The sequence below is a fragment of the Arthrobacter ginkgonis genome (genome assembly GCF_039540195.1).
Classification (GTDB): domain Bacteria; phylum Actinomycetota; class Actinomycetes; order Actinomycetales; family Micrococcaceae; genus Zafaria; species Zafaria ginkgonis.
Map to the genome: position 1 here is coordinate 1 of NZ_BAABEO010000026.1, position 25,734 is coordinate 25,734.

Here is a 25,734-nt window from a genome sequence, read left to right on the forward strand (position 1 = left end):
TCCATGATGACGCCGCCCTTGAGCATTTCGGCCATGCCGCGCTTCACGCGCGAGCTGCCGGTGGTCGGGTGGATAACGGGTGGTGCTTCGGCAGTCATTGTTCTCGCTTTTCCTGCTTGCTTTGGGTGGGGGTGAAGAGGGCGTCGGCGCGGTAGGGCGCCTTCAACTCGGGACCTCGGTTCCGGCACCTCGCAGGGAGGGCCGGACCGAGGCCCCTTGGAGGGGCGGCCGTGTTAGCGGCCCGCCAGGGAGCGGCCCCAGGCGGCGGACTCGCCGGGAGTGCTCACCTTTTGCGGAATGCCCCAGGGATTGGCGGTTCGAAGCGGTTCGGGCAGCAGGTCCTCGGGGACGTTCTGGAATGCCACGGGCCGCAGGAACCGTTCCACCGCTGCGGTGCCGACGGCCGTGTGGAGCGGGTTCGTCGTCGCCGGGAAGGGACCGCCGTGGTGCTGTGCCGGTGTCACCGAGACGCCGGTGGGCCAGTCGTTGAAGAGCACGCGCCCGGCCTTGTCCTGGAGCAGGGCGACGAGGTCCCTGAGGTTCTCCGATTCCTCCTTTTCCGCGTGGACGACGGCGGTCAGGGAGCCTTCGAGGTGCCGGGCCGCTTCCAGCAGTTGCGCCGGATCCGTGTATTCGACGATGACGGCAAAAGGTCCGAAGACCTCGGTGCTGATGTTCTTGACGTTCTCCAGGAAGGTTGGAAAGTCCACTTTCATGACACCCGGCTGCGGGCAGCCTTGGATCTGGACGGTTTGGACAAGAACACGGCCGGGCAGATCGGCCTCCAGGCTCCGGGTCCGTTCCCCAAAGGATGAGGTAATCGAATCCGTCAACAGCTGGCCGGTGCGGATGCTTCGGCACTTTTCCACGAGCGTCTCGTCGAGGCCGTGCCCGGCGGGCAGGAAGAGCAGGCCCGGTTTCGTGCAGAACTGGCCGTTCCCCAGGGTGAACGACCCGGCGAAGCCCTCGATCACGTCCTTGCCCCGGGACGCGACGGCCGACTCGGTCACGAAGACCGGGTTGATGCTGCCGAGTTCCCCATAGAAGGGGATGGGGCGCGGCCTGTCCGCTGCGATGCCGGCCAGCAGCAGTCCTGCGCTGACGGAACCGGTGAAGCTGGCGGCGTCGACCCGGTCGTCCTTCAGAGCTTCGACGCCGGCTTCCCGTCCCGTGATCAGGGCAAAGGTGCCCTCGGGCGCTCCGGTGTCCTGGAGCGCATCGGACACGATGGCGGCGGTCATTTCCGAAAGCCTGGTGTGTCCCTGATGGGCTTTGACGATGACCGGGCAGCCGGCCGCCAGCGCCGAGGCCGTGTCGCCGCCGGCCACGGAGAAGGCGAAGGGAAAGTTGCTGGCGGAGAAGTTCAGCACCACTCCCAGGGGGGTTTTCATGCGGCGCAGGTCAGGGCGCGGTCCGGTGCCGAAATCGGGGTCGGGCTGGTCGATGCGGGCATCAACGAAATCACCGCGGAGCACTTCCTCGGCGAAGAGCCGAAGCTGAACCGTGGTGCGCTTCAGCTCTCCGCGGAGCCGGCCTTCGGGGAGGTGGGATTCCTCCATGGCCATGGCCACCAACGCGTCCGCCTCGGAGTCGAGGCGGTCGGCAATAGCGGCCAGCTGCGCGTACCGTGTGCGCGGTTCTTGGCGGCGGAAGGCTGTTTTCGCGTCGGAGGCGGCTTGGAGGATGGCGTCTAGGTCTTGGCCGGTGTTCATGGGTTTCCTCTCGGTGTCACTGGGACCGGTCTGTCTTAGCTGCGCCATTCCGGACGGCGGGCGGGCTGGCGGTGGGGAAGGTCGATGATTTTTGCGGAGCCGTCGGGGGAGGCCATGATGATTTCGGAGGCGATCCCGGTAAAGAGCCCGTTTTCCACGACTCCTGCCAGCCAGTTGAGGTTCGTGTCGAGCAGGGCCTTGTCCGTGATCTTGTCCAGCCGGACGTCGAGGATGAAATTCCCGCTGTCGGTGACGACGGGTTCGCCGTCCTTCTGTCGCTGGATGATGTCCTTGTCCTCGTAGCCGAGGTCCTTCAGCAGGGCGGAAATGGAGCGGCGGGTGGCTTTCCATCCGTAGGGGATGACTTCGATCGGCAGGGGGAAGTTGCCCAAGTGGTCGACAAGTTTGGTGTTGTCAGCAATGCAGACCATCTTGTGGGACGCCTCGGCGACCAGTCGCTCCCACAGCAGGCAGGCTCCGCCGCCCTTGATCATGTCGCCGTCCTTGTCCACCTCGTCCGGGCCGTCGATGGTGACGTCCAACGGCTCGGTGAGGTCGTTCAGGTCGATGAGCTTGATGTTGAGGGAGAGCGCCAGGTCGCGGGTGGAGTTCGAAGTGGGGACCCCCACCACGTCGAGTCCTTCCGCGACCTTTTCGCCGAGGGCGCGGACGAACCAGCCGGAGGTGGTTCCTGATCCGAGGCCGAGCCGGGCGCCGTCCTTCGCGTACCTTTCGACGGCTGCCTTTCCTGCCGCGTACTTGGCTGCGTCCTGGGGGCTGAGGTTGTCGTACATGGTTCTCCTGTTAGCGGATTTCGGTTTTAGATGAGGGAAAAGAGGTCGTCGAACGTCCGCACGTAGTATTGCGCCGGGACGGCTTCCTCGCCCCAGGCGACATGGACGTAGGCGATGCCGGCGGCCGACGCGGCGGTGCTGTCGATGATGGTGTCTCCCACGTACAGGACGCCGGAGGGGTGGACGCCCAATGCGGCGGCGGCCTGCAGCAGGTGCTGGGGACTGGGTTTGGGTGCTTCCGCCAGGTCCGATCCAACGACCGCGGCGATGTACTTGTTGATGCCGAGGGCTTCGAGGACGTCGCGGGCGATGGCGGTGCGCTTGTTGGTGCAGATGCCCACCTTGAGCCCGGCGTCGAACAGCTTGGCGATGCTCGTGGCCGCGGTGTCCAGCAGCAGCGTCTTGGACGCCGGGTTGGCACGGTAATACGCCGAGTAGTCGTCCAAGACGTCTTGGACCTGGTGTTCCGTCAGGCGGTCGCGGTGTGCGCCGAGGCACTTCTCCACCAGTATGCGGGGGCCACCGCCGAGGTAGGAGGCGACCTGTTCCGGGGTGACCGGAGCCGCCCCGACCTTGGATATTGCCTGGTTCATGGCGTCGCTGATGTCCGCGGAGCCGTCGACGAGCGTTCCGTCCAAGTCGAAGATCACGGCGGTAATGTCAGTCATTGTTCCTCGCTAACTCCACGTCTTTGTACACCTCTGTCAGGTCGGCGAAGAGCCGGCGGTGGGCCTCGAAGACCCGCAGGTACATCTCGTGGTTCCGGGGGTTGGGGTGGTAGGCCGAGTCCACCTGGAGGTGGGTGAAGGCCTGGTCGAAGGATTCCCAGTTTCCGACCCCGACCCCCGCCGTGATCGCTGCGCCGTAGGCGCCTCCCTCGGTGCAGCCGGTGAGGGTGACGACTTCGCGTCCGAAGACGTCGGCCATGGTTTGGAGCCAGAAGGGTTCGCGGGTGGCGCCTCCGGAGGCGACGATTCGTTCGCAGGCGATGCCGAGGTCCTGAAGCGTCTCGAGGATTTCGCGCATGTTCAGCACGGCGCCCTCGATGACGCTGCGGACCAGGTGTCCGAGGCGGTGCATTCGGGTGAGTCCGACCCAGCCCCCGCTCGCGGCCGGGGCGTAGTGGGGCGAGCGCTCACCGGCGAGGTAAGGGACGAACAGCAGTCCGTCCGCGCCGGGTGGAGTGTTCCGGGCCAGATCGATCAGTTTGGAAAACGACACTCCGGCTTCCGGGCCCAGTTCCGACAAGGTGTCGGCGAGCCACTGCAGGGCTCCGGCTGCCGTCAGCGAGACGCCCATGACATGCCAGTACCCGGGGCGGTTGTAGCAGGAGACCTGGACCTTGCCCTCCTTGTTTTCGGGACAGAAGTCCGAAGCCGCCGCCACGATTCCGGCGGTGCCCAAGGTGACTCCGATGTCTCCGGGGCGCGTGATGCCCATGGACAGGGTCTGGATCACGGCATCGCCGCCGCCTCCATAGACCTGCACGTCAGGGGAAAGGTTCCAGCCCTCGGCGACCTGCGGCAGCAGCGGTCCGGTGGGGTCCGTGGATTCGGCGACCCGGGGAAGCATTTGGGTGCTGATGCCGACGGCCCGAAGCATCGGTTCCGACCAGCAGCGGGCGGAAACGTCATAGAACCCGGTGCCGGAGGCATCGGAGACGTCCGTGGCGAACACCCCGCTCATGCGCAGGCGCAGGTAGTCCTTCGGATTGAGGATCCTGGCCATCCGGGCGAAGTTCTCCGGCTCGTGGTCCCTGAGCCAGCGGACCTTGCCGGCCGTGAAGCCGGTGATCAGGCGGTTGCCGGTCGCCTCGATGACCCGTTCGGCGCCGCCGACGGCTTCGGTGATGGCCGCGCATTCGGCGTCGCACCGCTGATCGTTCCAGAGGATTGACCGCCGGATGACGTTGTTGTCGCTGTCCAGGGCGACCAGCCCGTGCATCTGCCCGCTCAGGCCGATGGCGGTGACTTCGGCACCGCGGGCCGGCAGTGCCCGCGTGATCTGACGGACGCACAGATCCGTCGCGGCCCACCAGTCCTCCGGTGCCTGCTCGCTGTGCCCGTGGTGCGGCGTGTACAGGGGGTAGTCGGCGGTGGCCGTGGCCACGACCGCGCCGTCGGCGGCCACGGCCACGGCCTTGCAGGAGGAGGTGCCGATGTCGATCCCGAGCGTCACCGTATTCCCGGTCATCGCTTATGCCCCGTGCTGTATGCGGACGTGCTTGAGCTGCAGGTATCCGTGCAGGCCTTCCTTGCCGTGCTCGTAGCCGTAGCCGCTTCCCTTGCGGCCCCCGTAGGGGGCATTCATGATGCCGGCATCGACGTTGTTCACGGCGACGTTGCCGAAGTCCAGCCTCCGTCCGAGGTCGAAGGACTGGGCCAGGTCCTGGGTGTAGACGTACGCGGCCAGGCCGGCCTCGGTGCCGTTGGCCAGATCGATGGCTTCATCGAGATCGGCGTACGGCATGATGCCCACGACCGGGCCGAAGGTTTCCTCGTGCATGATGAGCATGGCCGGCGTGCAGTCGGAAATGACGGTGGGCTCGTAGAAGTTGCCCGGTGCCAGGGAAGCGACGCGGCCCCCTCCCGTGGTGACGACGGCGCCGTTGCCCACCGCGTCCTTGACGTGGGCCTCAACCTTGTCGACGCCGTCAGGGGTGGTCATGGGCCCAACGTCGGTGGCGGGGTCCATGCCGTTGCCGGTCTTCATGGCCGCGACGGCGGCGGTGAGGCCGTCGACGAAGTCCGCGTAGACGTCTTGGTGGACGTAGATCCTGTTGATGGCGATGCAGATCTGTCCTGCGTTGCGGAACCCGCGCCGTGCGGCGCCCTTCACGGCCATGGGCACGTCGGCCTTGTCCGTGACGATCATGGGGCAGCTGCCGCCCAGTTCCATCGAGAGGGGCTTGGCGGTGGGGATGTTCTTGGCGATGGCGGTGCCGGTGGCCGTGGATCCGGTGAAGGCCAGCTTGTCGATGCCGGGATGGGCAACCAGCATCGGCCCGGGACCGCGGCTGCCCAACACCAGGTTGGCGACGCCCGCGGGCAGGTCGGCGGAGTCGATGCATTCGAAAAGGGCCGCGGCCGAAACCGGCGAGTATTCCGACGGCTTGACCACGATCGTGCAGCCGGCGGCTAGCGACGCGCACAGCTTCCAGCCGATCAGTTCCAGCGGGTAGTTCCACGGGGTGATGGCACCGACCACTCCGATCGGCTCGTGGACGACCATGCTGGTGAAGCCGTCGGTGTCGTTCGGAATGATTTCGCCGTTCACCCGGGTGGCTTCTTCGGCGTAGTAGTGGAAGGCCGTGGCGAGTTTTTGGACCTCGCCGGTGGACTCCCCGATGGTCTTGCCCATCTCCAGGGTAATGGCCCGCGCCAGCTCTTGTTCCCGGGCGGCGACGGCGTCGCCGATGCGGTGGAGGTATCCGGCGCGGACGGTGGGGTTCAGTCGCTTCCAGGAACCGAATGCCTCTCGGGCGGCCTGCACGGCCGCGTCAATGTCGGCCTCGCTGGAGTCGGCGACATTGGCGATGGGTTCCTGGGTGGCGGGATTGCGGGGCTGGAACTGCCCGGCCGCCGGCTGCCAGCGGCCGTTGATGAAGTTCTTGATGTCGGGAAGGACCGTCATGGGTTTGACCTTTCGGTTAGGCGGAGGGGGCGTTGAGTGCGGGCCGGTTGACAAGGCACCGCAGGTTCTCGCCGCGTCCTGCCCGGATCGCCTCCTCCGAGGCGAGGCGCTGCAGGTTCTGCAGCGACTGCTCCGAGTAGAAGGCGGCGTGCGGGGTGAGGATGGCGTTGGGGTGCGTCCGGAGGCCGTGGTCGCGCGGCAGCGGTTCGGGATCGAACACGTCCAGGCCCACACCGGCCAGCTGGCCGGAACCGAGCGCCTCAAGGACGGCGTCCTGGTCGATGAGGGCGCCTCGGGCCGTATTGACGATGAAGGATCCGGGGCGCATCCGGTCGAGGTTTGCGGCGTTGATGATCTTGTGGGTTTCCGGCGTGGCGGGCGCGTGCAGGGAAATCAGGTTGGACTGGGCAAAGAGCTCGTCCAGCGACACAAGCTCGATGCCGTATTCCCCTACGTGTTCCTGGTTCGCAAAGGGGTCAAAGGCCAGGACCTTGAAGCCGAAAGGCTGAAGGCGGCGGGCCACCGCGAGGCCGATGCGCCCGGTTCCGAGCAGTCCGACGGTCGTCTGGCTCGAGGCGAGGATGGGCGCCAGGACGGGAGGCGAGATCCACTCGCCGGTCGCGAGGACCCTATCGAAGTGGATGATCTTGCGCATCAGCATGAGGGCGAGCGTCACCGCGTGGTCGGCGACGGTGTCGCCGCCGTAGTCGGGGACATTGCAGACGGCGATGCCGCGCGCATCGGCGGCCTCCAGGTCGACGTTGTCGTAGCCGATGCCGTAGCGCACGATCACCGCCCCGGGGGCCATGACTTCCAGTACGGCATCGGTGACCGGCGCGAAGTTGACGAGGGCGATGTTGGCCCCGCGCAGGGCCTCGATCGTCTCCGCTTCCGTGGCGACGTTGAACGTCTCCAGGGCGGCGCCCAGCGTGCGTGCGGCGGCGCGCTCGTGCTCGAGGTCGGCAAAGATGTGGTCCGTGACCACCATGCGGATCATCAGGCCCCCACCTTCCCGACCAGTCCCCGCTGGTGAAGGTTGCGGATGAAGCCGCGCAGGCCGAACTCCCACCGCGGCGCCTTTTCGGACTCGTTGACCCGGTTCACGAGCATGCCGAGCCGGGGGCTGGAGATGCGGACGATGTCGCCGAGATGGTGGGTGAAGCCCAGGCCCTGGCCCTCCCGGTCCTGCGTGGGCGAGAAAAGGGTGCCGGTGTACAGGAGGATGCCGTCGGGGTACTGGTGCGCGTCTCCGACGGTGTACGCGGCCAGATCGGCCGGGTCCCGGGAAATCTGGTCCATTCGGCTGACGCCGTCCATGACGAAGCCGTCGTCCTCGCCGAGAACCTCGAGCCGGACCTCGGAATTGCGGATGTCGTCGAGGGTGAAGTTCTCATCCAGGAGCCTGACGAAGGGGCCCGCGGCCGCGGAGGCGTTGTTGTCCTTGGCCTTGGGCAGCAGCAGGGCCGACCTGCCTTCGACGTCGCGAAGGTTCACGTCGTTGCCCAGGGTTGCGCCGACGATCCGTCCCGCGGAGGTGACCACCAGGGCCACCTCGGGTTCGGGGTTGTTCCAGGACGACACCGCGGCGACTCCGATCTGCTGTCCGCAGCCGACGGCCGACAACACCGGCGCCTTGGTGAAGACTTCCGGGTCCGGACCGAGTCCGACCTCCAGGTACTGCGACCAGAGCCCGCGCTTTTGCAGGTCGGCCTTGAGCAGTGCGGCCTCGGTGCTTCCCGGAACGATCGATCCCAGATCCGACCCGAGAATGGCCTCAAGCTCACCGCGGAGCTGGTCCGCCTTGGTCGGATCGCCCGCGGCACGCTCTTCGATCAGCCGTTCCATCAGCGAAGCCGCAAAGGTGACTCCCGCCGCCTTGAGCACCGACAGGTCGACCGGAGCCAGCAGGTACGGTCCCGCCGAATCCTCCGACAGGGAGTTCTGCAGGACCTCGTCCAGGCTCCAGCTGCGGGAAGACGGAGCCGACCGCACGGAGGAGACGGGATCGCTGGATTCGAAAAGGTCGGCGATGGAGGGAAACGACTCCGTGATGTCCTCCAGCCGGCGGCCCCGGACCGCAACCACGCACGGGCCGCCGGCCTCCGGGTCGAAGACCCTTCCAACGAGGGTGGCGACATCGGCATCTGCGGGCAAAACGTCATTGTTGTTGTTAACCAGGTGCATGGCGTCCTTCAAAAAAGTTGGGGGGGTCTGTGCCGCATTGGGTCGGCAAGACGTAGCCGAAGCAGTCAATTGAAGCTATCCTGTATTCAAGGATGGTCATAACATAATATGTTTGCTTGGCGCTGGCAAGGCCGAGAAGAGAGAAACAGGGGAGGGCCGCACATGGAGCCTGACACAAAGGGACGACCCCGCAGGTTGCCCGAAATCGTCGCGGAGCAGATGCAGGAATTCATTCTGGCAGGCAACCTGCAGCCCGGGGACAAGATGCCCACCGAGCCGGAGTTGGCCGAGAAATACGATGTCAGCCGACAGGTGGTCCGCGAGGCGGCCCGGCTGCTGGACCAGCGCGGCCTGGTTGAGATCCGGGCAGGCCGGGGAATGACGGTCTCGAAACTGGGCACCGAAGGGGTGGCGGACATCTACCGGCTCCTGCTGCGCTTCCAGCCGGAGAACTTCTCGGAACTGATGGAGGTCCGCAAGATCCTGGAACCGGGCATTGCCCGGCTGGCGGCCCAGCGCCGCACGGAGGAGGACATCAAGGAAATGAAAGCGATCCTCGACGAAGCCGCCTCCAGCCTCGATGACTTCGACAAGTGCCTGGCCCTTGATCTCGCCTTTCACCATAAGGTCTCCGAATGCACCAAGAACGGGCTGCTCTCGCGGCTTGCCGAGCCCGTGAACAGCGCGCTGCGGGAGGTCTACAGGGAGCAGTCTGCCTACTTGGCATCGCAGCCGCGCACCCAGGACGAGCACCGAAACATTCTGGAAGCCATCGAGCGCTCGGATCCGGAGGCAGCGGTGGCGGCCACAGATTGGCACCTGCTGCGGATTGTTGACGAGGGCGGGGAACTGGTTCCCGGCGACCCCTCGCATTCCCACTCGGCCCCGCTACCGTAGACGAGCTTCCGTAAACGAAGGGGGTCTTCCGGCGCATCTGGCCGGAAGACCCCCTTCTGGTGCCGTGCTGGCGCCAGCGCTGCCCGCGCAACCGCTTCAGCGCAGGCTGTAGCCGCCGTCCACGAGCAGCTCGCTCCCGCAAAAATAGGCCGCTTCATCGCTGAGCAGGAACGCGGCGGCGGAGGCGATTTCGGCCGGATCGCCCATCCGGTTCTGGGGCGTGTTGCCCAACCATTGCTCGAACTGGTGCTTCTTCTGGGACAGCAGCGGCGTGGCCACATATCCCGGCGCAATGGCATTGACCCTGACTCCCCGGCCGGCCCATTCGGAGGCCAGCGACTTCGTCAGGGCGGTGACGCCGGCCTTGGAGGCATTGTAGGCGCACTGATTCTGCGGAACGTTGACCACGTGATTGCCGCTCATCGACGAGATGTTGACAATGCTTCCGTGCCCCTGCCGAAGCATTTGGGTGCCGAATGCCTGGCAGGTGATGAAGACTCCCCGCAGGTTGACGCCCAAGGTCCGGTCCCAGATTTCCAGCGCCATGTCCTCGGCCGCGACGTCGTTTTCGACGACTCCGGCCGCGGCCACCACCCCGTCGACCTGTCCCTCGGCCTCCACGATGGTGGTGACGGCCGCGTCGATCGAGCCCTTGTCGGTCACGTCCACCACCAGGGAATGGCCGATGGCGGCCGGCCGGAAGTCCAACGAGTAGACCCGGGCACCCTCCTCAAGCAGACGCTGGCTGATTGCCTCGCCTATGCCTCCGGCGGCACCGGTAACAGCCATGACTTTTCCGTTCAGTCCACGCAATGCAACTCCTCTGCTTGTTCCTGGATCCGGATCGCTGACCGCAGGATGGTTTTGTCCGACTGTGCCCCGCCGAAGGCGGCAGCCGTTTCGTCAAGGGGGAACCTGGCCCCGATCAGCCCGTCGAGCCTGAGCTGACCGCTTCCCGCAAGCGCTATGGCCGCGGGGTAGGCGTTGGCGTAGCGGAAGGTGGTCAGCAGCGAGATCTCGTTAACGAGCATCCATCCCAGCGGCAACTCGCTGAGGTCCTGCTGTCCCATCCCGACCAGGACGGCGGAAGTCCCGGGGGCGAGCATTCCGATTCCGGCGACAAGGGCCGCATGGGCCCCGCTGCATTCGATGAAGCGGTCGAAGGACCCCCGCACGTCACCGGCGAGAACCGCATGCACGCCGAAGCCTGCGTTGGCCACGTCCACGCGTTTGCTGTCGGTATCCGCGACCACGACCTCGGCGGCCCCCATCGAGGCGGCAACCTGGGCGCAGAGCAACCCTATGGCTCCTGCCCCCGCGATGAGGACCCGTTCCCCGCCTTGGAGGTCGGCCCGCCGGCACGCCTGCACCGCAACCGCCAGCGGCTCGATCAGCGCTGCGTGTTCGAACGCCAGGTGCTCGGGTACCTCGTGGGCGAGGTAGGCGGGCAGCGCCACGTAGGCCTGCAATGCGCCGTCGTGGGGAGGCGTGGCGTAAAACGCCATGAAAGGGCAGAGGTTGTACCGGCCGTTGAGGCAGTAGCTGCAGGTGCGGCAGGAGATCCCGGGTTCGAGGGCCACCCTCTGGCCGAGCCGGGCCGGATCGACGCCGGCTCCCAGTCCCACGATGGTTCCCGAGGCCTCGTGTCCCAGCACGATCGGTCCGTCCACGACGAAGTCCGCGATCCGTCCGTGCTCGAAGTAGTGGATGTCGGACCCGCACAGCGTCACGGTGTGGATGCCGACGAGGACTTCGCCCGGGCCGGCCTCGGGCAGCGGGCGTTCCGTGACTTCAATGGCGCCGACGGTCGTCATAACCGCCGCGCGGTTGGTTGTCGCGTTGCTCATGTCAGCGTGTATCCTCCGTCCACCACAAGGACCGAACCGGTCATGAAGCTGGCCGCGTCGCTGGCCAGGAACACTGCCGCGCTGCTGATTTCCGCCGGATCGGCGGCTCTCCTGAGCGGGACGCGGTCGATCCATTCCTCCTTGTACTCGGGAGTTTCAAACATGTCCGACACCATGTCCGTGGCGATGTAGCCCGGTGCCAGTGCATTGACGCGTACCCCGGCAGGGGCCAGTTCCACCGCCAACGAGCGGGTGAGGTGGTGCACGGCGGCCTTGGAGGCGTTATAGGCCGCCTGCCACTGGGGCTTGTTGACGATCAGGCCGGAAATCGACCCAACATTGACGATGGTTCCGGCACCGCGTTCGGCCATTTTCCTGCCGACAACCTGGCTGCAGTTGAAGACACCTCCGGCATTGGTGTCGAGGACATGGTGCCAGCCGGCCTGCGGGTCGGCGTCCAGCGTCGGGCCCCAGTACGTGATTCCCGCATTGTTGACCCAGATGTCGATCGGGCCCAGATCTTCCTCGATCGAAACGACCGCGGCCTGGATGGATTCCGGATCCGTGACGTCGCACCGGGCGGTGGCGTGCAGGTATCCCGCCTCGGCCAGGGTGGCGGCCTGAGTTTCCAGGCTGGCGACGCTTCGCGCCGCCAGCCCTACGCAGGCCCCTGCCTCGGCCAGTGCGGTGGCGATGGAACGTCCCAGCCCGCGGTTGGCTCCGGTGACGACGGCGACTTTCCCGTCGAGCCTGAATTTGTCCAGGATCGTCGTGGTGCTTCCCCTGTTGGGCGGGGTTGCCCGGCTCTCCCGCATCACACGAGCTCCGGCTGCTTCGCCATGTTTTTCGGCCTGCGTCCGAGGTTGAGGACCTTCCGGGCACGTGAGTTGGAGGTGCCGAGCTTGGCCGCCAGGATGGCTCCGATCAGGACCACGCCGTTGAAGACCGGCTGGACCCATGGCTGGGCCCCCAGCATGAACAGGCCCGTGGTGCCGGCGGCCACAAGGAACACGGCTGTCATCGTGCCCCACACGTTGAAGAACCCCTTGCGGATCGACGTTTCCCCGAGGAAGCACGCGGCAATGGCAGGAAGCAGGAATTCGGATCCGCTTGTGGGCGCCGCCGAACCAACCTGGGCGACCTGGATGCAACCTCCGATTCCGGCGAGCACGGACGCGCCAACGAACGCGCCGACCACCATCGGGTCCACCTTGATGCCGGTCAGGCGCGCGGCGTCTTCGCTGCCTCCGATGGCGTAGAGCTTGCGTCCGATGGGGCGGAAGTACAGCACGTACCAGAGCACGAGTCCTGCGACGACAACGTAGAAGAAGGGCAGCGGGATGCCGAAGGGCCGGGACTGGCCCAGCGCGGTGAAACTCTCGGGGATGTTCTCATAGATGACCGCACCTTTGGAGTACAGCAGGATGGCCCCGAAGAGCACCGACTGCGTTCCCAAGGTGACGACCAAGGCGTTGAGCTTCACATACGCGACCAAGAGTCCATTGATCAGACCGACGACGACGGAGACGAGTACGACTACCAGTACGGCTAGGGGCCACTCTGAGATGGTTCCGCGGGACATCAGACCCGTGGCCAGGATGCCGCCGAAGCCGGCCATCGCGGCGATGGACAAATCGAAATGACCGGCGATCAGCGGCAACATCAGGCCAAAGGCGATGAAGACAATGGCTGAATTAGCCTGCAGGATCGATCCGAAGTTTCCGAGCGTGGGAAACGTCTGGGGACGGAGCGCGGAGAACAACACAATGATGGCCAGCAGGGCGATCAGGATGCCGTAGTTGCTGAAAATTCTGCGCACGATTCCCCGGGAAGCGTGCTCGTGGGGCTTTTTCACTTTTCCTCCAAAATGTCTGCCCCGGAGGCCGCCAGGCCTTGGGGCTGGACGGCGTAGCTTGCTGCGGCGATGTTGTCGACCGTGATGTCGTCGCCGCTGAGTTCCTTCGCTATTTGTCCCCGTCGCATGACCAAAACACGGTCTGCGTACTCGGCCACCAAATCGATATCTGAATCAAGGAGCAAGACGGACAGTCCGGTTGAGGCCACCCGCTCGAGGACACTGGCCAGGATGCTTGTCCGCGCTCCCACGTCGACACCATAGGTGGGCTCGTCGAGAATCAGGACGTCCAGGTCCAGCTGTAGCCACTTTCCGAGAATCACCTTTTGCTGATTGCCGCCAGAGAGCTCCCTCAGGGCGCGGTCGGGATCGTTCGGACGGACGTCAAGGTCCTTGATGGCCTGAAGTGTTGCGGTGCGCTGGCTGGCCTTGGAGAGAAATCCTGCCCGCATGTGCCGGTCCAGATCCGCCAAGCAAAGGTTTTCAGCCAGATTGAACCCCGGCACGGCCGCCTGCTTGCGGTCCTGGGGAACATATCCGATGCCCCGCCTGATGCTCAGTTCCGGCGTAATTTTCTGAAGTACCTGCCCGTTGTGGGTGACGGTGCCTGCGGTTACCCGCTGGGTGCCGTAGATGAGCCGGCCGAGCTCGCTCCGACCGGAGCCGATGAGGCCGGTGACGGCGAGGACTTCGCCGCGGTGGAGATCGAGGTCGATGTCGGTGACGAAGGTTCCGGATACGCCGCGGAGACTGATCTTTGCCTCGCTGCCGACAGCCCCCTTCCGCCGCGGGCCGCGGGCGGCGGGCACCGGGTCTTCCCCCGTCCGTCCTGTAATGATTCCGGTCAGGTGCTCCTCGTTGGTGGCTGCGATGGGATCATCGAATACCACCCGGCCGTCGCGGAGCACGGTCACCGTATCGGCCATGGCGAAGACCTCGTCCAACCGGTGCGACACATAGATCAGTGCCACACCCTGGTCGCGCAGCGACCGGCAGCGGCGAAGGAGTTCGTCCACCTGGGCATTCGGCAGGCGGGCGGTCGGCTCGTCCAGCACCAGCACGCCCCGCCCAGGCTCCAGTCCGCGGATGGCCCGGGCCATGGCCACCAGGGTCTGCTGCACGGGGCCGAGGTCCTTGACCGGCGTGGCCGGGTCGACGTCGTCCAGGCCTACTGCAGCAAGATCGCGCCTGGCCGCATCGCGCTGTTTGCGCCAACTGATGGTTTGGGCAGTCCGCTCGTACCCCAGGGCCAAGGCCAGGTTGTCGGCCACCGACATGGTCCCGACCAGGCCGAGGTCCTGGTGTACGAAGCGGACTCCCGCATCGTGCACTGCCCGTGGAGTTGCGGGCAAGGCCAGCTCCTCACCATGCAGCCTGATGGCTCCGGACGTGGGTGCATGGTATCCGGCAAGTATTTTGATGAGGGTCGACTTGCCGGAGCCATTGGCGCCCAGGAGGGCATGGATGGAGCCCGCGCGAAAACTCAGGTTGACGTTGTCGAGGACCCTGTTGACTCCGAAGTCCTTCGTCAATCCCATGAGCTGGACGCTCGGTTCGGACAATGCAGATGCGGTCATGGCAGTTTTCCTAATCCGTGTTCAGTCGGGGTCCTACTTCAGGCCCCAGAGCTCTTCGAACTTGGCGCGGAAATCGTAATTGCCCTGCCAGCCGAGTTCTTCCAGTTCCTTGCTCTTGTCGGCGGGAAGCTTTTCCAGGGTTTCCTTGTCGAACATGGCGATCGGAATGGACTTGGTGAAGTCAAAGGGCTGTTCACCGTTGGTCATCCGGTTGATGTTGTCCACGGCCGCGTAGGCGAGCCACTCCCTCGGGTCGGCGAAGCAGACCTTCTGGCTGCCGCCCTCACGGATGATGGCGATGTTCTCCGGGTTGCAGTCGAAGCCGGCGCCGGAAACCTTGTCCGAAAGACCCGCACGGTCCAAGGAATTTGTTACCCGGAACAGGCAGGAGTCGAAGCACGAAACCCAGTTCAGCGACGGGTCCGACTGAAGAGTGGCGACGGCCTGGGCGGCAGGTCCGGTGGTCGGGTCCTCGAAGCTCGCGAGACTCCACTCCTTGGTGACGATGTTGCAGCCCGGGCAGTTATCTTCCTGCTCGAGGTACTCCTGGCTGCCCTTGTACTGTCCGTTCACCGTGATGTAGAGGTCGGTGTTCTTCATCTGGAGGAGGTTCAGATCACCCTGGCTCTTCCACACCATGTACTGCGCAAGGGCCTCCCCTGAGCGAACCCAGTCAAAGGACACATCGGGTACCGTTTCGGGCGTATTCTTCAGCGATCCCAGCGTGACCACCGGAATGTTCGCCTCGATGGCCCGCTTCAAGGCCGACTGCACGCGCGTCGTGTCGACGAAGATGAGGATCACCGCGTCGGCCTTTTCGTCCACCGCGGTATTCAATGCGTTCAGCTGGACCTCGGGCTTACCCTGGCCGTCCGAGATCTTCGGGTTCCATCCGAGCTTCTTCGCTTCGGTCTCGATCGCCTGGGCGGGCCGGCTCGAACCGGTGGAAGCCATCTGCTCGGGAATGATCGTGACGTTCAGTCCCTGCTTGGGCACAGGACTTTCCGTGGGGCCCGTCCACTCGTTGTCCTGGGTGGCTGCATTGATCAGTTCCATGGCGCCGGTTTCCGCCTTCTGGACGGCTGCCTGACGCACTTGGGGGTCGACCTCGGCCGCGGACGATCCTCCGCCGCCACAGGCGGTCAACAGCAGCGATGCTCCGGCCAAGGCTGCGGCCAGTTTGTACCACGCGGGCTTGAATGGCTTCTTCGCCATGGCCCCTCCTTAGGTATGTGTGCTCGATAGTTGCTGATCCACTTCGGCCGGGATCAGAAGATTTTCAATGAAACCGTTCCGGCGCACGCTTCCCCTCCGGCCTTCATGCCGGTCGAGTGGGGAGTGAGACGTGCATCACCGAACGACCTCATCCTAGGCAGGAAAATCCGTCGGATCAAGTGATCATCAGATGTTTACGTTTGGCGGGTGGTTTCGGCCCCACATCCGGCCCGGGCGCCCCGGCCTCCGGAAGGGGACGTGGCGCTACCGAAGCAACCGGAGCAACAACCCCGCGTCGTGTGCTTCCGCGCAGTGATGACGGTGCGGGCGGGGCACGCTTGGTCCGGGTGGCGTTGGGCGTGCCGCAGGTAGCCCAGCGCACCGTCAGTCCCGGCAAACAGGCCGATCGACTTCTCCTCGACGGGCGGCCCGCCCAATATGCGGTTCGTGCATTCCCCGATCAAAGCGGTCCTGATGCAACTGCCAGAGCCAACCTCCTTTCAAGCGTGGTTGCCAGAAGATGGCGGACAGGGACCGAGGCGCTGATTGACGGGAGTGTCAGATTAACGGCTCTGGCGCACTTTCGGTGGTGGTTGGGTGGACGTCCGTCAGCCGAGGAGGATGCGGTGGCGGAGCAGGGTGAAGCCGGCCCGTCCGTACATCTGTCGTTTGAGCATCTTCGTGCCGCCCTCGGTTTTGCCGTTGTGGTGCGGCGTGGTGAGCGCGGCGAGGACGGCGTCACGGTCCTGTCCGAGTCCACGGACGAAGGCGTGCACGTGCGGCAGGTCGGCGGACCGGGCGACGCTGGTCCACTCCTCGAGGACGGCAGTGTTGGCCTCGTCGGGCTTCAGGAGGGCGGCAAACGCTCCGACCAGGCCGTGCAGGGCGGTCATCTCCGGGCATGAGGCGGCGACCGGGCGAGGAGCTCCTGCTGGCCGGCGGTGAGCCTGTCCGGCCTGCTCAGCAGCAGGCGGGCGGCTCGGCGGGGCGAGAGATGCGCGCGGTCCTCATCGGCGCGGCCTTGGTTCAGGTACCTGGTCAGCAGGTTCGCGCTGCCGGGATAGCCAAGCCCCCGAATCTCCTCCAGCAGCCGCGTGACCGGCACCCCGGGCTCTTCGGTCCGCCGGCGCCGCAGATAATCGCGATAGGGATCCACGAGCGTGGGCCGGTACTGCGGAACACGTCGAAGGCGTTCCGGTTCGCTCGCACGGGCGTAGCGCTTGACCGTGTTCAGGGACAGGTTCAGCCGCCGGCCGCAGTCCAGCAGCCCGATGCCCTTCTCGAGCAACCCGTGCACCTGGGCCCAGCACTCGGCCGTCCTGCAGACCGGTCGCTTCGGCCCAGCACGCCGAGTGGGCGGAGACCTCCTTGATGGCGGCCTCGGCCAGACCATGCCACAGGTGCCACCGGTCGGCAACCTGGACCGCTTGAGGCAGCGCGTCCCGCACGGCCTGGGCGTACGCGGCCGAGCCGTCCCGGCACACGGTCCGCACTCCCGGATGAGCGCGCAGCCACTCGGTGACGGCCGGGGCGCCCCTGCCCGGGAGCACGTCGATCCTCTGGCCGGTATCGGCATTGATCAGCACGGTGGCGTAGGCCCGGCAACGGCGCAGGGCGAAGTCGTCGATCCCCAGCACACGCGGGACCGGACGTTCCGGCAGCGCGATGCCCAGCAGCGTCCGCACCGCGGTGTCCCGCCCCGCGACGATCCCAAGGACCGGCAGCAGGCGGGCCGACGCACGGCGGGCAAGCTCGCGAACAACGCCGCGCAGCTGCCCGGTCAACCGGACCGTGCGCCGCTGATAGCGCTCCAGCAACCCCGGGACCTGCTCCCGGAACGTCTGCCGCGCACACCCGGATGACCGGCACCGCATCCGGCGCACCCGCACCCGCAGCAGCACGCGACGCCCATCGACCGGCACGTCCGCCGGCATCCGCTCATGGAAAAGGCATGGACCCTCCGAGTCGGCGTCCCACACGCCGGGCACTCCACCGCCCCACCACGCGTCGACGCGTGAACCACGATCACCTCGCCAGTGTCCTCGATCCCCTCGATCACAAGGGCCGACAACCCCGAGAACACCATCCCGACCAGCATTTTCGCATCTACCATGCCCCATCATGAGAAGCCCGGAAGCACGAACCAACCGTCGCCGCATCGCACCACCACCGAAAGTGCGCCAGAGCCGTTTATCGGACACTCCCCGGATACCTGAAGCCCGGGCGTGACCGAGACCGTGAAACCAGGACTTCGACATCCAAGGGAAGCGTCCTTGGAGAAGGGGTGTTTGATGGGAGCGGCGCCTTCATCGAACGGCTCACCCCTTCGGACCCGGGTGCGGCACGGTCCCCGGGCCGGTTTGTCCTTCGCAGTACCAGTGGCCCGGCATGGCTGGTCTGGGCATGCCGGCATTGCCCGCTGAATGCGTCGGGCTTCTTGACGCGAAGCACCGAGGAGCCGCTTCGACCGAAGCAAACGACCTTGAATTGCGTAAATGATCTGCGGACTGGGTCCAGCTGCTTTTTATCAGTGCCGCATCCAACCATTCTCGGGTCGCGGAAAGCGCGTCACTCCGCGTCGTAGGTGTTGGCAATGTATACGTCACACGGGGCGTTATGCGCCACGCTGTTAGCGATGCTGCCCAGGACGCGACCGATGCCCCGCATCCTGCGGTTTCCCACCACGATGATGCGTGCATCCATCCTGGCTGCTTCCTCGACGAGGACGGCGGCGGGCTTGCCGGGGACAGTGGAAGAAGTCACCGTGAGGCCCCGCCCCAGTGACTTTGCAGCAGTCTGGACGAGGTGTTCCGCAACGTCGGCGCCATTCATAACCAACTGGTCGCTGCCGTTGCCATGAACCTCGACATGGTCTTCGTCAAAGGCCGAGACCACGTGCAGTGAGGCCCCAAGAGCAACTGCCAGATCCCGCGCCGATTCTGCGGCCTTCATTGCGGTTCCGCTGCCGTCGACGCCTACAACGATTGTTCCGCTCATGTGTATCCTCCTGTGCTTTGGTATGTGAGATTGGGCAATGCTCTGAAGCATGCCCCATGAAGTGGTTCGGGTCCGATTAGTCGGTGGGGATGGCGGGGTCCTCGAGGAGGCCCTGGACGGTGATCAGGTGCCGGGTCCTGGACCGCTCCTTGCGACACCTTTGTGGGGCTGATTTCCGCTGGACACGGAGATGGAGTTGTGCGGTCATTGAGCCACAAGCCTGAGGTCTCCATCCGCGGGCGCCGTTTTCTCTGGGCGGACGCAAGGCAGACAGGCTAGGACCCCACGGAAGAATCCAGGACCGAGACCTGTTGACCTGGCGGCCCCTTTTGTGCGCGCCTCCGGCTAGTCGTATATGGACGTTGCGTGGGCACGCACGAAAGGGTCCGGAACGGGACTTCGCGAGTCAGATGCTTTGCTGGGCCGGGGCGGACGCGCGTTCCTCGCTTTTGAGGGTGGTTCCTACCGTCCACAGTTCCGGGTCGACTTCGTTGACCACCACGCGCACAGATGTCAGCGGCACGTCTAGGGTTTGGGAAGTGGTCTTCGCGACTTCGCGCAGGCATTCCTGGACCATGCTGCGGTCTCGGCCGGCGAGCATGTTGATGGTGACGAATGGCATTTTTGTCCGTTCTTCAGATTCTTGGAAGCAGGGGATGGGTGTCTGGAGCGGGTGGGGATCTCAGCCGGTGCCGGCGGTTGGGGCCGAGGTGCACAACGTTTGCGTGCGGGTCGCGGACTTCCTCCTGAGGGGCCCCGTCACCGCACCTCCAGGGCGTCCAGCACCTGAGGTCACCACTCGGGGCGGGGCCGTCGGTGACGGGTCGGAACTGTCCCGGTTCGTCCTCGCTGGAAGCTGATGCCCGCCCGTTTCGTGCTGTTGAGGGAGCGGGCGGGCATCGGATGCTGCGGTTGATGGCTGCGTTCTATTCGGCGGCGGGGGCGAGCACAATATCGAACCGGGTGCGGGCCCAGGTGTGGTCACCGAGGTCGCGTCCGTCGGGGGTGGGTGTTCCGCCGGGCTGTTGGACGAAGTCCTTGATGAGGGATTCCTTGACGCCGAAGACGGTGTCGTACTTCAGCAGTTCGTCGCCGCGCACGAAGATGTGCGTCACCAGCGTGCGGTGCTGCGGCGCGGTGACCATGAAGTGCAGGTGCGAGGCGCGCATGGGGGAGCGTCCGACGGCTTCGAGCATTTGGCCGACTGGGCCATCGTGCGGGATGGGGTACGGGGTGGGGGTCAGTCCCCAGAAACGGTAGTTGCCGTTCTCGTCGCTGAAGAGGTGGGCCCGGCCGGAGACGCGATCATCGGTGTACTGCACGTCGTAGAAGCCGTCTTCGTCGGCCTCCCACACCTCGATCCGGGCGTTGGGGATGGGGTTTCCCTCGGTGTCCTTCACGCTGCCTTCGACCCAGCAGGGCTGGCCGGGGGCGCCGCCGGCGATGTCCCCGCCGTTGTCGATCAGCGGCGCGTCCTCGACGAAGAACGGCCCGAACACGGTCGCCTCAGTGGCGTTGCCATAGGCCTCGTTGTTGACGTTGACGGTCTGCATCGAGGCGCCAAAGACGTCAGAGAGCAGGATGAACTCCTGGCGGCGGTCATCGGTGATGTGCCCGACGGCGGTGAGGAACTCGATGGCCTTGTTCCACTCGGCCTCGGTCAGGCGCACGTCGCGGATGAAGGCATGCAGGTGCTTGACCAGGGACTGCATCAGCTGCTTCAGCCGCGGGTCCTGGCATTCGTCGAAGGAGCGCAGCACGTTGCGCACCAGTTGCTCCTCGACGGCCTGCTGGGCCTCGGAGGGGTAGGCACCCTCGGGAAGGGCTTCGGTTTCGGGGACGCGGGTCTGCTCGAGCATGGTGGTTTCCTCGCTATGGCTTGCGGTGTCGAGTATTCGGGTGGGGTCACGGCTGGGACGCGTCGTCGAGCAGCCGAAGCTCGGCCTCATCAAGCTCGAGGTGCATCGATTCCAGCAGCGGGCCGAGCTGCGCGGTGGTCCGGGCGCTGGCGATGGGAGCGACGACTCCCTCCTGGGCGGCCAGCCAAGCCAGCGCGATGGAGGCCGGCTGGGCGGAACGGGCCTCCGCCACATGCCGCACGGCATCCAGCACCTTCCGGCCCTGAGGCGTGAGGTACTGGGCGGCGTCGCTGGCGCGCGGGCTGTCGATCTCCTCGTCACCGGTGTATTTGCCGGTCAGGAAGCCGTGAGCCAGGGAGTAGAAGGGCACGACGGCCAGGCCACGGGCGCGAGCCAGGGGCAGGATATCGGCTTCGATACCCCGTTCCACTAGGTTGTACAGGGGTTCGACGGCGACGGGGGCGTGGAATCCCTCGCGGTCGGTGATCCGCAGCCATTCCTCGATTCGATCCGCGGTGTAGTTCGAGACGCCGATCGAGCGCACCTTGCCCTGATCGATGAGTTCGGACATCGTCGCGATGCTCTCCACGAGGGGAGTGTCGACGTCGTCGAAGTGTGCGTAGTAGATGTCGATGACGTCGATGCCGAGGCGGCCCAGGGAGGCGTCGACGGCCTTGCGGATGGTGGAGGGCGCCAGGCCCGCAAACTGCGGGTGGTGGCTGACCTTGGTGGCGATGACCAGATCGTCCCGGTCGCTGCGTCCGGCAAGCCATTTGCCGATGATGGTTTCCGATTCACCTCCGGAGTTCCCCTCGCCCCAGAACGAATAGGAATCGGCGGTGTCCAGGAAGTTGCCGCCGCCTTCGACGTAGCCATCGAGGATCGCGTGCGACGTCTCGGCGTCGGCCGTCCAGCCGAAGACGTTGGTGCCGAGCGCTAGTGGGGATACGGCGATTCCTGGGGCGATGGTCCGCTTGGCGGGCAAGGTCTACCTCCTAGATGGTCTGCGAGAGAGGGGATGCGTGGATGGCTGTGGGGCGGATGAGGAGGATCTTCGGCGGGCCAGCCGACTGATCGGACCGGCCGAAGATCCTCTCCCCGCGTCGTTTCCCGGAGGGCGTTCTCGCCGGGAAACGGGGTCCCCGTCCGGGGCGTGGTGGCCCCGGACGGGTGTCAGACGGCGGGGTTGGCGGTGGGCGGCTTGCCGGCCCAGGCGGCGTGCAGGATGCCCCGGACGTCGTCGTAGGTGATGGGCCGCGGGTTGCCGTAGGAGCGGCTGGTCGTCTCTTCGGCGATGCGGTCGATGTCCTCTTCCTTCATGCCCAGCTCGGCGAGGGAACGCGGGGCGTCGAGGTCACCGGCGATCTCCCACAACCGCTGGGCCGGGTCGGTCGCGCCACCCAGGGCACGGGAGAGGGCCGCGACCGCAGCGGGGGCGGCGGGCTGGTTGAACGCCAGCGCGTGGGGCAGGACCACGGTGTGGGTCTCAGCGTGCGGCAGGTTCAGCGTGCCGCCCAAGGCGTGGCAGAGCTTGTGGTGCAGGGACATCGTGGTCGCACCGAGCGTGGCACCGCACAGCCAGGCCCCATAGAGGGCGTCCGAGCGGGCCTCCGCGTCGGCCGGATCCTTGACGATGGGCGGCAGTGCGTTGATCAGGGCGCGGGTGCCTTCCTCGGCCATGAGGGAAATGATCGGGGATGCGTCCGGGGCGTAGAGGGCCTCCACGGCGTGGGCGATGGCGTTGAAGCCGCTGGTGACCGACATGCCCACCGGCAGGGTCAGAGTCAGCTCGGGGTCGTAGATGACGCTGGTGGGCAGCACCTTCGGGTCCCGGCCGGTCTTCTTCTGCCCGTCTTCGGTCAAGCCCCAGATGGGGGTCATTTCCGAGCCGGCGTAGGTGGTGGGCACCGCGATGATCGGTGCACCGAACTCCAGGGCGATGGCCTTGCCCAGGCCGGTGGTGGAGCCGCCGCCGACGGCGACGTAGCCGTCGGCGCCGGCGGCCTTGGCCACCTCGCGGGCGCGGTGCGCCGATTCGATCGGGACGTGCATCTCGGCTTCGGCGTGCACGCCGGCGCTGAGCTCCCCGAGCTGGTCCGAGACTTCCCGGGCCAGGTCCTTCTGGAAGGGGGTGGACAGGACCAGTACGCGCTTCAGGCCGAGGGAGCGGACTTCGTCGGGCAGGGACTTGAGCGATCCTGCACCAAATCGCACGCGCATGGGCAGGGCTTCATAGAGGAACGGGCGGGTCATCGGGCGGGCTCCTTCGAGGGGTTCTGTTTCGCTGGGCAGCTGGGTCATGGGGTGTGTCTCCGGGAGGGGCGTGGTGCCGAGGCTCTAGCGGGAGCCGGCGCGGCGCTTGTTGTAGATGTCGAAGGCGACCGCGAGGAGCAGGACGAGGCCCTTGATCACGGACTGCATCGACTGGTCGACGCCCATGAGCTGCATGCCGTTGCTCATGACGGCCATGATGAGGCCGCCGGTCACGGCTCCGATGACCTTGCCCACGCCGCCGCTGACGGCTGCGCCGCCGATGAAGGCCGCGGCGATCGCGTCGAGTTCGAACATGTTGCCGGCGCCGGGCTGGGCGCCGTTGGAGCGGGAGGAGAACACGACGCCGGCGACGGCCGCGAGGAAGCCCATGTTCACGAAGATCCAGAAGTTGATGGCCTGGACCTTGACGCCGGACAGCGCGGCGGCGGACAGGTTGCCGCCGATGGCGTAGACCTGGCGGCCGAAGACGCTGCGCTGCATCACGACGCTGTAGGCCATGATCAGGACGGCCAGTAGGATCAGCACGATCGGCAGGCCGCGGGCGGTGGCCAGCTGCCAGGCGAAGGCCATGAGCGCGACGGCGACGAGGGCGATCTTCAGGATGAACAGCGGGAACGACGAGACCATCTGGTTGTAGCTGATGCGGGCCTTGCGGGTGCGCCACTGGCTCACCGCGTAGCCGATGACGGCGATCGCGAAGACGACGAGGGTGAACACGTCGTAGCCCGGGCCGCCGAGCAGGCCGTTGAGGAAGCCGGAGGCGATCTGGCCGTACGCGCCGTCAGGGAACGGGGAGAGCGAGACGTTGCCCAGGATGACCAGGGTCAGGCCGCGGAACAGGAGCATGCCGGCCAGGGTCACGATGAAGGCGGGGATGCCGACGCGGGCGACCCAGAAGCCGTTCCAGGCGCCGATCAGCAGGCCGGTGGCGATCGCGGCGGCCACGCCGGCCCACCAGGGCATTCCTCCCTTGATCACGGTGACGGCCGAGACGGCGCCGGTGAAGGCGACGACCGATCCGACCGAGAGGTCGATGTGGCCGGCGATGATCACGATGACCATGCCGATGGCCAGGATCAGGATGTAGGAGTACTGCAGGACGATGTTGGTGATGTTGCCGGGGGAGAGCGAGGCGCCCCCGGTGAGGACGGCGAACAGCGCCACGAGCGCGATGAGGGCGACGTAGATGCCGCTGGTGCGCAGGTTGCGGGTGAACAGTTCCCGCAGTTCGCTGGTGCCGGCAGTGACGGCCGTGGCTGGGGGCACGGTCTTCTGGGATCCCCGGGGGGCTGTCACGGTCATGCGATGAGTTCCTTCTCTTTGGTCATGAGTGTCATGAGGCTTTCTTCGGTGGCCTCGGCCACCGGCAGCTCTCCGGTGATGCGGCCCGCGGAAAGCGCGTAAATGCGGTCGCACGTGCCGAGCAGTTCGAGCAGGTCGGAGGAGATGATCACGACCGCCTTCCCCGCCTCAACGAATCGGTTGATGAGTGTGTAGATCTCGTACTTGGCGCCGACGTCGATCCCTCGGGTCGGCTCGTCGAGGAACAAAACCTCGGGGTCGGTCAGCAGCCACTTGGACAGCACGACCTTCTGCTGGTTGCCGCCGGAGAGCTTCCCGACGATGGCCTTGACGGTGGGGGCCTTGATGTTCATCGACTTCATAGCCGATTCGGCCTCGTGGTTTTCCCGGTGGTCGTCGACGAAGCCCCAGGACGAAAGCTTGCCCAGCGCCGCGGCGGAGATGTTGCGGGAGATGTCGTCGATGAGGTTCAGCCCGTATGCCTTGCGGTCCTCGGTCGCGTAGGCGATCCGGGCATCGATGGCTTCGGCGACGGTGCGGGCCTTGATCTCCTTGCCGTGCATGTAGGCCCGGCCGGAGACGTAGCGGCCGTACGAACGGCCGAAGATGCTCATCGCCAGTTCGGTGCGGCCCGCGCCCATGAGGCCGGCGATGCCGATGACCTCGCCGGCGCGGACCTGGAAGCCGGCGCCGTCCACGACCAGGCGGTCCTGGCTCGGGTGCCTGACGGTCCAGTCCTCGACGCGGAGCACGACGTCGCCCGGGCGGGACTCGCGGGAGGGGTAGAACGATTCGAGGTCGCGTCCGACCATGCCGCGGATGATGCGGTCGACGTTCACTGCCGGGTCGGCCATGTCGAGCGTTTCGACGGTCTTCCCGTCGCGGATGACGGTGGTGTGGTCGGCGATCGCTTCGATCTCGTGGAGTTTGTGGGAAATGATGAGCGAGGTGATTCCGCGCTCACGCAGGCCCCGGACCAGGTCGAGCAGGTGGGCCGAATCGTTGTCGTTCAGCGCCGCGGTGGGCTCGTCGAGGATGAGGAGCTTGACGTCCTTGGCCAGAGCCTTCGCGATCTCGACGAGCTGCTGCTTGCCGACCCCGAGTTGTCCGACGGGGGTGGTGGGCTCCTCGTCCAGGCCGACCGAGCCGAGCAGCTTTGCGGCCTCGGCGTTCGTCCGGTGCCAGTCGATCAGTCCCGCGCGCCCGCGGCGTTCGTTGCCCAGGAAGATGTTCTCGGCGATCGACAGGTGGGGCACCAGGGCCAGTTCCTGGTGGATGATCACGATGCCGGCGTGCTCGGAGTCTCGGATGCCGGAGAACGAGCAGGTCTTGCCTTCGTAGACGATCTCGCCGCCGTAGCTGCCGGCGGGGTAGACGCCGGAGAGAACCTTCATCAGGGTGGACTTTCCGGCGCCGTTCTCGCCGCAGATGGCGTGGACTTCGCCGCGCTCCGCGGACAGCGTGACGCCGGAGAGCGCCTTGACGCCGGGGAAGGTCTTGGTGATGGAGCGCATTTCCAGGATGTTGTCGGCCATGGGCCCGTCGTCCTATTCAGGGTCTTGGAGGTGAAGGGTGGTTCCGGACGGGC

General features: G+C 66.0%; 21 protein-coding genes and 3 pseudogenes. 2 read left to right on the forward strand and 22 right to left on the reverse strand.

Translation table 11 applies throughout. The annotated features are described in order from the left end of the window. The 8 genes and pseudogenes from ABD912_RS19480 to ABD912_RS19515 form a co-directional block, all read right to left on the reverse strand. A pseudogene (locus tag ABD912_RS19480) lies at positions 1-98 on the reverse strand (pyridoxal 5'-phosphate synthase lyase subunit PdxS); the annotation flags it as partial. Between the two features lie 135 nt (positions 99-233). Beyond that, positions 234-1,712 (reverse strand): aldehyde dehydrogenase (NADP(+)), encoded by a 1,479-nt coding sequence (locus tag ABD912_RS19485; RefSeq protein WP_345153505.1) that lies wholly within the window; start codon positions 1,710-1,712, stop codon positions 234-236. Between the two features lie 35 nt (positions 1,713-1,747). After that, the gene (rpiA, locus tag ABD912_RS19490; protein ID WP_345153506.1) at positions 1,748-2,506 is read right to left on the reverse strand and encodes a ribose-5-phosphate isomerase RpiA; all 759 of its coding nucleotides are present in this window, start codon (positions 2,504-2,506) and stop codon (positions 1,748-1,750) included. 26 nt (positions 2,507-2,532) lie between these two features. Further along, positions 2,533-3,174 (reverse strand): HAD family hydrolase, encoded by a 642-nt coding sequence (locus ABD912_RS19495; RefSeq protein WP_345153508.1) that lies wholly within the window; start codon positions 3,172-3,174, stop codon positions 2,533-2,535. Continuing rightward, complete coding sequence (gene xylB / locus ABD912_RS19500; RefSeq protein ID WP_345153510.1) at positions 3,167-4,699, reverse strand: xylulokinase; 1,533 nt, start codon at positions 4,697-4,699, stop codon at positions 3,167-3,169. The genes ABD912_RS19495 and xylB overlap by 8 nt, the downstream gene beginning before the upstream one ends. 3 nt (positions 4,700-4,702) lie before the next feature. Further along, on the reverse strand, positions 4,703-6,139 hold the full coding sequence (locus ABD912_RS19505; protein ID WP_345153512.1) for an aldehyde dehydrogenase family protein: 1,437 nt from the start codon (positions 6,137-6,139) through the stop codon (positions 4,703-4,705). Positions 6,140-6,155: 16 nt separating this feature from the next. Then, positions 6,156-7,136, reverse strand: a complete 981-nt coding sequence (locus ABD912_RS19510) for a C-terminal binding protein (RefSeq protein WP_345153514.1) — start codon at positions 7,134-7,136, stop codon at positions 6,156-6,158. Further along, positions 7,136-8,293 (reverse strand): fumarylacetoacetate hydrolase family protein, encoded by a 1,158-nt coding sequence (locus tag ABD912_RS19515; protein ID WP_345153515.1) that lies wholly within the window; start codon positions 8,291-8,293, stop codon positions 7,136-7,138. Before ABD912_RS19515 ends, ABD912_RS19510 begins: the two co-directional genes overlap by 1 nt. Before the next feature lie 192 nt (positions 8,294-8,485). Here ABD912_RS19515 and ABD912_RS19520 point away from each other — a divergent pair, with 192 nt between their 5' ends. After that, positions 8,486-9,220, forward strand: a complete 735-nt coding sequence (locus tag ABD912_RS19520) for a FadR/GntR family transcriptional regulator (protein ID WP_345153517.1) — start codon at positions 8,486-8,488, stop codon at positions 9,218-9,220. Between the two features lie 96 nt (positions 9,221-9,316). Here the strand turns inward: ABD912_RS19520 and ABD912_RS19525 are convergent, their stop codons facing one another. The 8 genes and pseudogenes from ABD912_RS19525 to ABD912_RS19560 all read right to left on the reverse strand — a co-directional run bounded on the left by ABD912_RS19525 (position 9,317) and on the right by ABD912_RS19560 (position 18,711). Continuing rightward, positions 9,317-10,009, reverse strand: a complete 693-nt coding sequence (locus ABD912_RS19525; protein WP_345153519.1) for an SDR family NAD(P)-dependent oxidoreductase — start codon at positions 10,007-10,009, stop codon at positions 9,317-9,319. 11 nt (positions 10,010-10,020) lie between these two features. Further along, entirely contained in the window at positions 10,021-11,067 is a 1,047-nt protein-coding gene (locus ABD912_RS19530; RefSeq protein ID WP_345153522.1) for an NAD(P)-dependent alcohol dehydrogenase, read from the reverse strand. After that, on the reverse strand, positions 11,064-11,882 hold the full coding sequence (locus ABD912_RS19535; protein WP_345153524.1) for an SDR family NAD(P)-dependent oxidoreductase: 819 nt from the start codon (positions 11,880-11,882) through the stop codon (positions 11,064-11,066). Before ABD912_RS19535 ends, ABD912_RS19530 begins: the two co-directional genes overlap by 4 nt. Continuing rightward, a complete protein-coding gene (locus ABD912_RS19540; protein ID WP_345153526.1) occupies positions 11,882-12,922 on the reverse strand; it encodes an ABC transporter permease in 1,041 nt (346 codons plus the stop codon). Before ABD912_RS19540 ends, ABD912_RS19535 begins: the two co-directional genes overlap by 1 nt. Next, positions 12,919-14,499 (reverse strand): sugar ABC transporter ATP-binding protein, encoded by a 1,581-nt coding sequence (locus ABD912_RS19545; RefSeq protein WP_345153527.1) that lies wholly within the window; start codon positions 14,497-14,499, stop codon positions 12,919-12,921. Before ABD912_RS19545 ends, ABD912_RS19540 begins: the two co-directional genes overlap by 4 nt. Before the next feature lie 33 nt (positions 14,500-14,532). Next, complete coding sequence (locus ABD912_RS19550; protein ID WP_345153528.1) at positions 14,533-15,714, reverse strand: sugar ABC transporter substrate-binding protein; 1,182 nt, start codon at positions 15,712-15,714, stop codon at positions 14,533-14,535. Positions 15,715-16,322: 608 nt separating this feature from the next. Beyond that, a pseudogene (locus tag ABD912_RS19555) lies at positions 16,323-17,827 on the reverse strand (ISL3 family transposase). 455 nt (positions 17,828-18,282) lie between these two features. Beyond that, positions 18,283-18,711 carry a universal stress protein gene (locus ABD912_RS19560; protein WP_345153530.1) on the reverse strand — a complete coding sequence of 143 codons (429 nt, stop codon included), beginning with the start codon at positions 18,709-18,711 and terminating at the stop codon, positions 18,283-18,285. 144 nt (positions 18,712-18,855) lie between these two features. On the opposite strand from ABD912_RS19560, the pseudogene ABD912_RS23605 reads away from it, so the two are divergent. After that, positions 18,856-18,990, forward strand: a pseudogene (locus ABD912_RS23605) (hypothetical protein); the annotation flags it as partial. A 127-nt stretch (positions 18,991-19,117) separates the two neighbouring features. On the opposite strand, the gene ABD912_RS19565 reads toward ABD912_RS23605, so the two are convergent. The 6 genes from ABD912_RS19565 to mmsA form a co-directional block, all read right to left on the reverse strand. Beyond that, entirely contained in the window at positions 19,118-19,333 is a 216-nt protein-coding gene (locus tag ABD912_RS19565; RefSeq protein WP_345153532.1) for a tautomerase family protein, read from the reverse strand. Positions 19,334-19,637: 304 nt separating this feature from the next. Then, the gene (locus ABD912_RS19570) at positions 19,638-20,570 is read right to left on the reverse strand and encodes an intradiol ring-cleavage dioxygenase (RefSeq protein ID WP_345153534.1); all 933 of its coding nucleotides are present in this window, start codon (positions 20,568-20,570) and stop codon (positions 19,638-19,640) included. A gap of 46 nt (positions 20,571-20,616) precedes the next feature. Further along, entirely contained in the window at positions 20,617-21,555 is a 939-nt protein-coding gene (locus tag ABD912_RS19575; protein ID WP_345153536.1) for an aldo/keto reductase, read from the reverse strand. A gap of 188 nt (positions 21,556-21,743) precedes the next feature. Beyond that, a complete protein-coding gene (locus ABD912_RS19580) occupies positions 21,744-22,871 on the reverse strand; it encodes a maleylacetate reductase (RefSeq protein WP_345153537.1) in 1,128 nt (375 codons plus the stop codon). A gap of 36 nt (positions 22,872-22,907) precedes the next feature. After that, positions 22,908-24,146: a multiple monosaccharide ABC transporter permease gene (gene mmsB / locus ABD912_RS19585; protein WP_345153540.1), complete on the reverse strand. Its 1,239-nt coding sequence runs from the start codon at positions 24,144-24,146 to the stop codon at positions 22,908-22,910. Further along, entirely contained in the window at positions 24,143-25,681 is a 1,539-nt protein-coding gene (mmsA, locus tag ABD912_RS19590) for a multiple monosaccharide ABC transporter ATP-binding protein (protein ID WP_345153541.1), read from the reverse strand. Before mmsA ends, mmsB begins: the two co-directional genes overlap by 4 nt. Between the last annotated feature and the right edge of the window lie 53 nt (positions 25,682-25,734).